Raw genomic sequence first — 11685 nt, forward strand, 5'->3', positions numbered from 1 at the left:
CACAGCAGGTTCCTCAACGGTGCTGCCCTGCGGCGAGGACGAACCGGGCGAGCAGCGCCTCCATCTGGATATCGCTGCTTGCTCCCTCCGAGAGGCGGAAATCGGTCTCGCCGAGGGCGTCGATCAGTCTCACTTTGAGCGTCCGGTCGATGTCGCGCTGGACGAGCGCCCGGTAACACTGGTTGATCAGCTCGTTCGGGGCGATCCCCCGGCCGCGGGTCAGTTCGGAGAGTGCCTGTTCGGCCTCGTCGAACCGTCCCGCTATCGAGAGATCGAGAAGCTCGTCGATCTCGTCCGGGCGCGCCGTTGCGGTGATCTCGTAGATCATCGCCTCATCGATCTCGGGCCGGAGGATGGCGGCGCCCTGCAGCGCGTTGATCGCCTTCCTCATATCCCCGGAAGCAACGTAGACGATGGCATCAAGCGCTCCCTCTGTGACGGTGAGGCCTTCGGCTGCGGCAATCCGTCGGATCTCCTCGATGACGGCCTCCCGGTCAAGCGGCCTGAACCGGTAGATGGCGCACCGGCTCTGGATGGGGTCGATGATCTTTGAGGAGTAGTTGCACGAGAGGATGAACCGGCAGGTCCGGGCGTAGGTCTCCATCGTCCTCCTGAGCGCTGCCTGTGCGTCCGTCGTGAGCGCGTCTGCCTCATCAAGGAAGAGGATCTTGAACGTCGCGCCGGCGAGCGGCGACGTCCGGGCAAACTCTTTGATCTGGTTTCTGACAACGTCGATGCCGCGTTCGTCGGAGGCGTTCATCTCCCGGAAGTTCATCTGCCAGGAGTCCCCGAAGAACTCGCGGGCAAGCGCTACGGCGGCGGTCGTCTTCCCGATCCCCGCGCTGCCCGTGAAAAGGAGGTGCGGCAGGCTGCCGGTCTTGACGTAAGATTGGAGGCGCACCACGATCTCCTTCTGTCCGACCATCTCATCGAGTCTTCTGGGCCGATACTTTTCAATCCAGATGGTGTGGTTGCCTTCCATTTGCATGAATTGTTGGTGCTCGGGCATCGTAAAAGCATCGCCATCCCATCGATGATCCTTTTTAGAGGGTTGAGAGCGAACAGGTAGGTACGGATACGTATGGAAATACCGGAGGTTCGCGTGGAGATCCAGTATATCCGCACTCCTCCCTGAGACAGATTTATGGAACCTGCAGGACGGGTATTTGCGCGCGACCTCGCCGCCGCGCGGCATACAGTAGACTCCGGTGACGGCCGGGACGGCTCATACGTGGTGACGCCGACCGGCGCCTGGTGCCGCCGCCTCTTCATCGTCGGTGCAATCACCGAACAGAGGGGAAGCGGCGACGTCATGCAGGCCCGGATCGCCGACCCCACCGGGACGTTCCGGGTCACGGCTGACTGGCAGAGCCCCGACGTGGTCGAGACCCTTGGCTACATCGAACCGCCCGCGTTCGTCGCCGTCACCGGCCGGGCAGTGCTCATGGGAACCGGCGAGAGAGCAAACGCGACGGTGAACGCCGAGGCGCTCTGTGTGGTGGACCGCACTGTCCGCGACATATGGGTGCTCGCGACCGCCGGCGCGACGCTTGGCCGGCTCGAAGCGCTCCGGTGCGGCGATGGCGACGAGCGAACCGCGACCGCCCTCCGGCTCTACGGGACCACGAGCGGGGACATCCAGAAGATGGCCCGAATGGTGCAGACGGAGCTTGCAAGCGTCCGCCCGGAGATCGCCGTCGGCGATATCGCGCCCATCATCGGGCGCGACATCCTCCTTGCGGCCCTCGATAACGAGGGCGGCGCACGGGGGATCGGGGTCGAGGATGCCGTCGCCATCGGAGTCCGGTCCGGCCTCTCCGCCCGGGACGCGCGGGCCGCGCTTGAGGAACTCCTCGCCGCCGGAGAATGCTACCAGCCCGCATCGGGCATGATCAAACTTATCTGACACGATATGCGTCTACATTTCATCGAAACGGGTCCGGCGCTCCTGGTCGAGCAGGACCGGCGCGTCCTGGTCGTCGCCGACCTGCACATGGGCATCGAGTCGGGCCTCGAACGCCACGGCGTCCACATCACGAGCCGGAGCGCCGCCCGGACCGAACGGGTGATCGCCTGTATCGAGGAGACGAAACCCGATCTCCTCCTCCTCCTCGGGGACGTCAAGCACAACGTCCCGGTGACGAGCAGGCAGGAGTACCGTGAGCTCCCCGGCACACTGCAGGCGTTCCGGGACCACGTGCCGATCGCCGTCGCCCCCGGAAACCACGACGGCGGGATCGGGCGGTTCCTCCTCCCCGGCGAACTCCTGCCCGCCGACGGTGCGCTCATCGACGGTGTCGGCTACCTCCACGGCCACACCCACCCCGCTCCCGAACTCCGCGGCCACCTCATCGTCCTCGGCCACCACCACCCGGTCGTCTCGCTCGTCGATTCCGTCGGGTGCGCCGCACGCGCCCGGCCGGCCTACCTCTACTCGGGGCTTGAGGGCTCGTGCGAGGCAGAACCGCCGTCCGGAGACCGCACCCGGCTCCTCTTCGTCCCGGCCTTCAACGAGTTTGCGGGCGGAATCGATGTCGGACGGCTGCAGAAGAGCGGGCTTGGGCCCCTCTCCCGATGCATAGACAAAAGATCCGCGGAGGTGTATCTCGCAGATGGCACATACGTCGGCTCCCCGGCCACGCTCTGCCCTGCAGACGGCGTCTGACCTCCTCGATCCCCGGGTGAGGGAGGTCGTCAGGAGGCGTGGGTTCACCGAACTCTCTCCTGCCCAGGAGCAGGCCATCCCGCGGCTTCTATCGGGGGAGAACCTGGTCCTGGTGGCACCGACCGGCACGGGAAAGACCGAGAGCGCGATGCTCCCTGTCTTCGACCGGCTTCTCGAGACAGCCGGCCCGGGGTTCAAGGCGGTCTACATCACCCCGCTCCGGTCCTTAAACCGGGACATCCTCGGACGGATGGAGTGGTGGTGCCGGGAGCTCGGCCTCTCGGTCGGGGTCCGGCACGGGGACACGCCGCAGAACGAGCGGCGGAAGCAGGCACTGAACCCGCCCGACCTCCTCATCACCACCCCGGAGTCCCTGCAGGCGCTCTTCATGGGCAAGCGCCTTCGCGAGCACTTAAAGAACGTCAGGTACGTCATCGTCGACGAGATCCACGAACTTGCCGACAGCAAGCGGGGCGCTCAACTCGCGGTGGCCCTCGAGCGTCTGGCCGCCTACGCGGGGAACTTCCAGCGGATCGGCCTCTCGGCGACCGTCGGCAACCCGGACGATATCGGCCGATTCCTCTGCGGTCCCCGGCCGTTCTCGCTCGTCGAGGTCCCGGTTGCAAGCAGCCTCGATATCAACGTCCGGTTTGCCGGAGAGGACTTCGCCGCCCTGACACGGGCCGTCGGGAAGTGCCTCGATGCCCCTGGCTCCACCCTCGTCTTCGTCAACACCCGGGTGACCGCAGAGGCCCTCGGCCACCAGCTCTATGCCCGCGGTGACGTCGAGGTCCACCACGGGTCGCTCTCGCGGGACGTCAGGGTCGAGGCCGAGGAGCGGTTCAGGAAGGGCGAGGTCCGGACACTGATCGCCACATCATCGATGGAACTCGGTATCGATATCGGGCACATCGAGCACGTCATCCAGTTCGGTTCTCCCCGGCAGGTCTCGCGCCTGGTCCAGCGGGTCGGCCGGGCCGGCCACCGGCTCGATACCGTCTCCCGCGGGACCGTCCTTGCAACGGGGTTTGACGACCTTTTAGAGTCGCTTGTGATCGCCCGCCGGGCGAAGGCGAACGAGTGCGAGCGGATCGTCCCGCCCGCCGGGGCAGCCGATGTCCTCGCGAACCAGGTGGCGGCGATCGCGGTCGAGTACGGCGAGATCGAGGTCTCCCGCGTCCGCGAGATGATCGAGCGGTCGGGGGTCTTTGCTGGCGCAGGATCGCTCCTTGATTCCGTCTGCCGCCAGATGGCGGAGCACCGGCTGATCCGGCTCGACGAGACCCGGATCGTCCGGACAGGCCGGGCCCGGCGCTACCTCATCGAGAACCTCTCGATGATCCCCGACGAGCGCAAGATGGAGATCTTCGATATGGTCTCGCGCCGCATCGTCGGGACGCTCGACGAGTCGTTCGTCCTCGGGTGGATGCACACCGGCGCGGTCTTCATCACAAAGGGCCAGCTCTGGCGGGTGCTCGAGATCGAGGGCGGGAGGATCACCGTCGAGCCGGCCACCCGTGCAAAGGGTGAGGTCCCGTCATGGGAGGGCGAGCAGATCCCGGTGCCGTTCGCCGTCGCCCGGGAGGTCGGGGCGCTCCGGCGGACCCGGGCGTTCGGCCGCTACTCGGACGCTCCCGATGCGATTGCCTACGCGGAGCAGTTCATGGGCCGGATGGACGAAGGGAACTACCCGGTCCCCACCGACCGCCTCATCACCCTCGAGAACACCGACGAGGGCGTGGTCTGCAACGTATGTGGCGGGCACAAGGCGAACGAGGCGCTGGCCCGGGCACTCTCGGTCCTCCTCTCCGCCCGCTACGGGACGACCGTCGGGATCGAGGTCGGCGCCTACCGATTCCTCCTGCGCCTGCCGCCAGATATCCGCTCGCTTGAGGTCGAGGAGACCCTTGCGGCCATCGAACCCGCGCACCTCCTTGGGATCTTGAAACTCGCCCTGAAGCGGACGGCGCTCTTCAAGTGGAAACTCGTGCAGGTGGCGAAGAAGTTCGGGGCCATCGACGCGGACGCCGACTATGAGCGGTTCAGCATCCACCGGCTCATCGACCTCTTCGACGAGACCGTCATCGCGGCCGAGGCATACCGGGAGCTCTTCGCGAACTCGATGGACGTGGACGCGGCGCAGGAGATCCTCAAAAGCCTTCGCGACGGCAGGATTGCCGTCACCACAGGGCGGCTGAGTCCGCTCGGGAGCGATGTGCTCTCATCGTCCCGGGACATGATCCCGCCGCCGATGGTCGACCAGGCGGTTATCGGGACGCTGATCCGCCGCCTGGAGAAGGAGGACGTCGTCCTCTTCTGCATGCACTGCCGGAAGTGGAAGAGCCGGACTGTCGTCGAGCGGGTCCCTGATAAGCCGCAATGCCCCCTCTGCAACGCCCGCCTCATCGCGGCGCTGAAACCCTGGGACGAGCAACTCATCCCGGCGGTGAAGAAGAAGAACAAGTCCGAGGAGGAGCGGGCGGTCGAGGTCCGGTTCCTCCGGAACGCAAACATTGTCCTCTCCAGCGGGAAGAAGGCGGTGGTCGCCCTCGCCGCAAAGGGCGTCGGCCCGGAGGCGGCGTCCCGGATCCTCGCGACCCTCTCCGAAGGGGACGCCTTCTACCGCGAGATCCTCAAGGCCGAGCGGAACTACGTGAAGACGCATCGGTATTGGTAGCCCTGCCGGGCAAACCAGACCCCGACCAAAAACAAAGGGCGCCCGGCCCCCGCCAAAAGAACGCAACGAAAAAAAGGTTCACACAATCGTTTCGAGCCGCTGCTCCAGGAAATCGAGTCCTCGCTTGATGTCCTCGATGACTTTGCCGCCGGTCAGGATGATCTTGCCTGAGCTGAAGAGGAGGGCGACGATCTTGGGGTCTTCGATACGGTAGACGAGCCCCGGGAACTGTTCTGGCTCATACTCGATGTTTTCGAGGTTGAGGGTGATGACCACCTTGTTTAAGTTGATGTACCTGCCCATGTCGTACGAACAGACGATGTTCGTGACCGCGACCTGCGGCTCGTCGTAGGTATCGATACCGGCGTCTCTGAGGGACTGCATGATGATACCGAGGCCTTCGTGGAGATCCTGATTGTTCCTGATACCGGTGAGCACTATCTTTCCCGAGGAGAATATCAGGGATGCAATCTTGGGCTTCTCGATACGATAAACCGCCCCCGGAAACCTCTTTGTATTCAGTTCGCAGTTTTGTATTTTATCAGATACTTTTTCGAGGTCGATCGAGTCGGCAATCACCCCGGAGGCAACAATGTTCTCGACTTTCAGTGACTCGTAGCCCTTCTCATCCATCGATATGAGTATCGTTTTTTCGACCATAATACTAATGGATAATCTTTATGGCTGTTCCGAATATGGAGCGTTCTTCCACGTCGTGAATTCTTTAAATCATGAACGCGCAATCTTTATCGATCACGTTATGGCAGATGATGAGCAAAAACCAGCGTCCTACGAAGACCTCTGTGCCAATTTCAAGATAGACGTCCCTGAATACTATAACTTCGGCTTCGACGTGATTGACGCATGGGCAAAGAAGGACCGGAATAAACTGGCGATGATCTGGGTCAATCAGCAGGGAGACGAGAAGAAATACACCTTCTTCGATCTCATGCGCCTCTCAAACCAGGCGGTCAACATCTGCATAAAATACGGTATCAAGAAGGGCGACCGGGTCATGCTGATGCTCCCCCGGACGCCCGAGTGGTGGATCTTTGTTATCGCCCTCATCAAGCTCGGGGCGGTCTATTGCCCCGCAACGACGATGCTGACCCCCAAAGACCTGAAATACCGCATCCAGGCAGCCGATGTCAGGATGATCATCACGATGGCCGAGCACGCGGAGAAGGTCGAGGAGGTTCAGGAAGACTGCCCCTCGCTTGTGGTCAAGCTCATGATCGACGGCGTGAAGGACGGGTGGGTCAGTTACCCTGTCGAGCTCGACTATCCTGCGCCCTGCTCCCACAAACTGGTAAACCTGCCCGGGATGCACCGGACCAAATCGACGGACCCGCTGCTGATCTTCTTCACCTCGGGCACCACCGGCGAGCCGAAGATGGTGGTTCACGACCACTCCTACCCGCTCGGGCACCTCGTCACCGGGCGCGTGTGGCATGATCTGCACCCAAACGACCTGCACCTGACGATCTCCGATACCGGCTGGGGGAAGAGCGCATGGGGCAAACTCTTTGGCCAGTGGATCGTCGGCGCGTGCATCTTCGTCTACGACATCCGTGGCCGGTTCCACGCCACCGAGATCCTCCCGTTGCTGGAGAGGTATGGGATCACGACGTTCTGCTGCCCCCCGACCATCTACCGGATGCTCATCCTCGCCGACCTCGACAAGTTCGATCTCTCTGACCTGCGCCACTGCTGCAGCGCCGGGGAGCCGCTCAACCCCGAGGTGATCCGGGCATGGCAGGAGGGGACCGGGAGGACGATCTACGAAGGTTACGGCCAGACGGAGACGGTGCTCTGCATCGGCACCTTCCCTGGCATGAAGTGCAAACCCGGCTCCATGGGGAAACCGGCGCCGGGCTGGCACATCGAGCTTCACGATGACGACGGCAACCCTGTCGGCGTCGGGGAGGAGGGACGCATCGCGATCCGGCTGAACCCGTGCCCGGTGGGGCTCTTCCGCGGCTATTTAAACAACGAAGAAGAGACTCGCAAGTCCTGCGAAAACGGGTTCTACTACACCGGCGACAAGGCGCGCATGGATGAAGACGGCTACTTCTGGTTCATGGGGCGCGATGACGACGTCATCAAGTCGTCCGGGTATCGGATCGGGCCGTTCGAGGTCGAGAGCGCGCTCATAGAGCACCCGGCCGTGGCGGAGGCAGCGGTCGTCGGGTCACCCGACGTGATCCGGGGGCTTATCGTCAAGGCCTTCGTCGTGCTGAAACCGGGATACCGGCCCTCTGAATCCCTGATCAAGGAACTCCAGAAGCACGTGAAGCGGGTGACGGCACCCTACAAATACCCCCGTGAGATCGAGTTCGTGGAATCACTCCCGAAGACTATCTCCGGCAAGATCAAACGGTATGAACTCCGTGATCTGGAGATGACGCGGTTCATGAACAACAACTCTCACGACTCCCATCCCTCTGTAGAGGGCGGGGAGTAATTACATTTATTTTGTTGAAGATCCAACAGTATTAGGCGCGAGGGTTGCCAAGCCAGGTCAAAGGCGCCAGGTTCAGGGCCTGGTCTCGTAGGAGTTCGCCGGTTCGAATCCGGCTCCTCGCATCCTTTCTTCTGTGAATTGTTGCCGTAAAAGAGGATACCAGAGCGTCACCGCCACAGTTCTGCATTTCTTTCCGGCTACGTCCCTTGCGAGGGCTCGCCGGAACCAATCAGACGGAGAACGTTTCAGAGCACCCAAAAAAGGTTGGGTTTATTTGACCCTGCCAAACTCCTGGCTCACTTCTGCTGCGGACTGGAAGGTCTGGTCCTGGAACATCTCAAGAACCTGGATCACAGCATCAGGCGCGTTGTTCTTCCTGGCATGGTTGATCAGGTCCTGCTTCCCGGCAGGATAGTCCATGCCCCCAAGATACTTCTGGAATGCGGATGCACTCAGTTCTTCAACCGATGCAGCCTGTGCTGCAGAGGCCTGCCCGCCCCTAACCGAGGGTCTCTCTTCTGCCATAGTTCTCACCACCTTTCTTGATTGCATCCCGCACGGCGGGACACACGCATGCCCATAGCTCTGGGTGAATAAAAACGTTACTGTGTTTTGAGCCCGAAATAACAGTAATCTGAAAAGAGATGGTTTTGAGTCAGGGATGGTGCCGACCGGGTGCGGCAGGTCTATCCGTACCGATGGCTGTTCGGGATGCCTCTCAGACAGGAGCGTCCGGGTCGGTTATCGGGCAAACAAATACGACCATGGTGCAGCAGTCGACCACCGGGTTGACATGCCCGCATCCGTCAGAAGCGGTAGGGCAGGTCACGTTTCCCGGGAACTGCCCGGTCTCTCAGCGGAGCAGGATCTATTGTGGCTCACGCACCCCGAAAGGGCGATAATACCCTGACCAGCGATGAGAGTGGTTTCGGGATTTTAAGTCTCCCGGGTTCTCCCGTATCTCCGTCCTTCCTGAAGAGAAAGAAGTGATGCCCGTTTCTGAACCTTGTCATACGCCCGGTCAGGAGATCCCCCTGGACACTGAGCGCCGTGACACAGCGCAACGTAGTGGTAAGCGGGGCATTGTCCTGCGCATGCAACGCCCTCCGAATCCGTGAGTAGATCCCGAAGAGAGGCGAAGCGTTGGTTATGGCGTGATACTCAAGATGCATACCGCATTCCCTGAAGGCGTCGATGTAGAAATCGGGCTTCCGGTAGTGCGCCTTTCCCTGGAAGTATCCTTCGTTCTCGAGGAGGCGAGCCCCTGACCAGTTCACCTGCTCAATGATGGCAATGTATCCGCCGGGTTTTGTCACGCGTGAAAGCTCCACGATGGTCCTGACCGCCTCCGCATCTGAGGGGATGTACTTAAGAACCCAGACACAGTTGACCAGATCAAAAGAATTATCAGAGAACGGGGCCGCTCCTCCCTTGAAGACGGCAAAGCCAACGTTTTTGACATTCTTCTCCGACGCAAGCCGCCATGCTGCCTGCACCATCTCGGGCGAGAGATCAACTCCGACAACGCGAGCTACCCGCGGGGCGAACCAGAGCGACCACCGGCCGTTGCCGCATCCAAAATCGAGAACAGAAAAGTCCTTTCGGAGGGGAAGAGCGTGAGCGTAGATGGCTTTCTGTGCGGCATCGGTGTAGTGGTTACAGTCATCCTCTCTCCCTACAACTGCCCTCAGAGGGTAGTCGGCATGCTCTCCATGGAGAGCATCCCATGGGTCCTTCGGCCCGGATGTATTGGATCCGATCAGCATCACCAGATCTGGTAAATAATGCTGAATCTACTTAAAACATACCCGCACTCCAGCCTCACCTTTTTGTCATTTAAAGGTGATTTTGCAGATGGAACAGAAATTTTTCTTTCGAGCAATTTTATTTTTTTCGATTAATAATATAATATAATTGAATTGTGCCGTCCCTCCATGTCCCGTCTCCAGTGCCGTCCCCTCCGTCAGGGCTGCCGGCCCGACCCCGGGCTGTTGTCCCATCCGCAACAGGGCCGCCCGCCTCCACGGAGTGAATGTGATTCTGGCTTCCCCAGGGGTGCGGGAGCGGTCTGCCACTCAGCGGACCCGTCTTTCCTGTCTTTTCCAAAAGACGGGTTCATCGTATCCCGGCCGGGACATCCTGGAGAGCCGGCATGAGCCGGAAGAGGCGTTACGACAATTCAATGGTGATCGCATGCACTGCGCTCCGGTCAATCTGGTGCGACATTCTTTCAGGGAGATCCATCCCGGGACCGTAAAAAAAAGTTAGGTGCTGATGGCAGCCAGCCTGCCATCCTCGCGCACGAACAGCCAGTAGCCCTCAGTCGGGTTGAGCTGCTGGTCTTCACCCTGCTCTCCGGTCTGGTTGTTGATGAACGCTGGCCGATAACTCTGGTTCTCTGCATCGAAACCGACGACATAGACCCAGATATCCTCCACCGATCCGAGTGTCTCCTCTGCAGTTCGTGCTGTCAGATCGGAGTAGCCGATAGCGTTCCAGCCCGGGCTGAGCGTTCTCATGGCGGGCGCCCTCAGCGGGTTGGTGCTGAGGTTCAGCTCCATGGTCGTATCCTCGGTCGAGTAGACCCAGTATCCCTCAAGGACTTCCAGAGTCTCGTTCTCGCCCACTGGAGTGAAGCCGGTTGCCGGTGCAAACGTGTAGATTAATCGCCCACCGGTGTCAACTTCGCTGAAGACCGATGCTGCGGTGTTGTTGCCGGCAGAGAGCGGTCTTGGGATGGAGATGAAGTTCCAGCCTTCATAGAGCTCGAGGTCCATGATCTCGCCGGTCGGCGGGGTTGGCGTCATCGTCGGTGTCGGAGTCACGTTCATTGTCGGTGTTGGAGTCACGTTCATTGTCGGTGTCGGAGTCGGGGTCGGTGTTGGGATTGTGACATCCGGCGGAATCAGGACACCGTCAATCACATAGACGATGATGTTGTTCGTGATCTGGATCTGGTCTACGACAGTGAAGTTGTTGATGATCAGCTGACCGTCATCAGTGATCGTAGCGTTAACCTCTGTCCCTTCAACAGTCGGCAAGGAGATCTGGCCGTCGGTTGCGTTCTGGCACAGCATCACGAGTTCCTCGACCGTGTAGTCGCCCAGAATGACGTGGTACTCAAGGATGGTGTTCAGGACTGTCGTGTTGTTCAGGATGATCGAGAGTGTCTCATTGCCGAGATCTTCAAACGCGACATTGGTTGGAGCGCATATGATGTAAGTCCTGTTCTCTTCAAGACTCTGATCGAGCGTGGAGTTGTTTACGACTTCAACGAATGTTGTCAGGTTCTCCTCTCCGGCAAGTTCCATCGCGATCAGGTCGGTGATATTCACCACCGGAGTCGGAGTGGGTGTCACGTTCACCGTCGGAGTGGGTGTCACATTCACTGTCGGGGTGGGTGTCACGTTCTCTTCAACGGTGACGTTTACCGTCTCAAAGGCAAGCGGTATTAGTGGCGTGTGGTCGTTGTTGACCAGCTGGACCGTGAGGTTGTGTTCGCCCGCCGTCACGTTCTCCCAGGTGTGGGAGAGGTTTGTGGAGATGACGTAGCCGCCGGTTGGCGGGATAGCGGGTTCGCTCTCATTCATCGGGATCGGAGCGTCGAGGTAGTAATGCAGGTGCCCCTCGCCCGGCGCATTCTCTTGCCCGGTCGGCTCCACCAGCGTGAAGTTCGTGACGTTCACGCTCACCGTGACGTTCCCGGCAGGGATACTGGCGCCCTCCATGGGCTCAATGATGGTGACGTTCGCCTCAGCAGTCGGTGTCGGTGTCACATTCACTGTCGGGGTCGGTGTCACGTTCACTGTCGGGGTCGGTGTCACGTTCACCGTCGGGGTGGGTGTCACGTTCACCGTCGGGGTGGGTGTCACATTCACC

General features: G+C 60.8%; 9 protein-coding genes and 1 tRNA gene. 5 read left to right on the forward strand and 5 right to left on the reverse strand.

The features are described from left to right. Window positions 1-13: 13 nt before the first annotated feature. Window positions 14-982, reverse strand: coding sequence for a replication factor C small subunit (locus tag QZ650_RS01595; protein WP_292521432.1), 969 nt, complete (start codon window positions 980-982; stop codon window positions 14-16). A gap of 162 nt (window positions 983-1144) precedes the next feature. Here QZ650_RS01595 and QZ650_RS01600 point away from each other — a divergent pair, with 162 nt between their 5' ends. The 3 genes from QZ650_RS01600 to QZ650_RS01610 are packed head-to-tail and all read left to right on the forward strand — an operon-like array spanning window position 1145 to window position 5342. Next, window positions 1145-1906, forward strand: coding sequence for a hypothetical protein (locus tag QZ650_RS01600; protein ID WP_292521430.1), 762 nt, complete (start codon window positions 1145-1147; stop codon window positions 1904-1906). A 6-nt stretch (window positions 1907-1912) separates the two neighbouring features. Beyond that, window positions 1913-2665 (forward strand): metallophosphoesterase, encoded by a 753-nt coding sequence (locus QZ650_RS01605; RefSeq protein ID WP_292521427.1) that lies wholly within the window; start codon window positions 1913-1915, stop codon window positions 2663-2665. Continuing rightward, window positions 2613-5342, forward strand: a complete 2730-nt coding sequence (locus QZ650_RS01610; RefSeq protein WP_292521425.1) for a DEAD/DEAH box helicase — start codon at window positions 2613-2615, stop codon at window positions 5340-5342. The genes QZ650_RS01605 and QZ650_RS01610 overlap by 53 nt, the downstream gene beginning before the upstream one ends. A 78-nt stretch (window positions 5343-5420) precedes the next feature. On the opposite strand, the gene QZ650_RS01615 is transcribed toward QZ650_RS01610, so the two are convergent. Beyond that, window positions 5421-5975: a TATA-box-binding protein gene (locus QZ650_RS01615; protein WP_292521661.1), complete on the reverse strand. Its 555-nt coding sequence runs from the start codon at window positions 5973-5975 to the stop codon at window positions 5421-5423. A 127-nt stretch (window positions 5976-6102) separates the two neighbouring features. Between QZ650_RS01615 and QZ650_RS01620 the strand changes: the two genes are divergently transcribed. Then, window positions 6103-7806, forward strand: coding sequence for an AMP-binding protein (locus QZ650_RS01620; protein WP_292521423.1), 1704 nt, complete (start codon window positions 6103-6105; stop codon window positions 7804-7806). A 37-nt stretch (window positions 7807-7843) separates the two neighbouring features. Beyond that, window positions 7844-7928 (forward strand) — tRNA-Leu (locus QZ650_RS01625). 148 nt (window positions 7929-8076) lie between these two features. Here the strand turns inward: QZ650_RS01625 and QZ650_RS01630 are convergent. From QZ650_RS01630 to QZ650_RS01640, 3 genes are all read right to left on the reverse strand, one after another. Then, entirely contained in the window at window positions 8077-8331 is a 255-nt protein-coding gene (locus QZ650_RS01630) for a DUF2795 domain-containing protein (RefSeq protein ID WP_292521422.1), read from the reverse strand. A gap of 353 nt (window positions 8332-8684) precedes the next feature. Further along, complete coding sequence (locus QZ650_RS01635; RefSeq protein WP_292521420.1) at window positions 8685-9572, reverse strand: class I SAM-dependent methyltransferase; 888 nt, start codon at window positions 9570-9572, stop codon at window positions 8685-8687. A gap of 498 nt (window positions 9573-10070) precedes the next feature. Beyond that, window positions 10071-11685 (reverse strand): fasciclin domain-containing protein (locus QZ650_RS01640; RefSeq protein ID WP_292522445.1); only part of this gene is annotated, 1615 nt, incomplete at its 5' end.

The organism is Methanoculleus sp., from assembly GCF_020696975.1.
In the GTDB taxonomy this organism is placed as follows: domain Archaea; phylum Halobacteriota; class Methanomicrobia; order Methanomicrobiales; family Methanoculleaceae; genus Methanoculleus.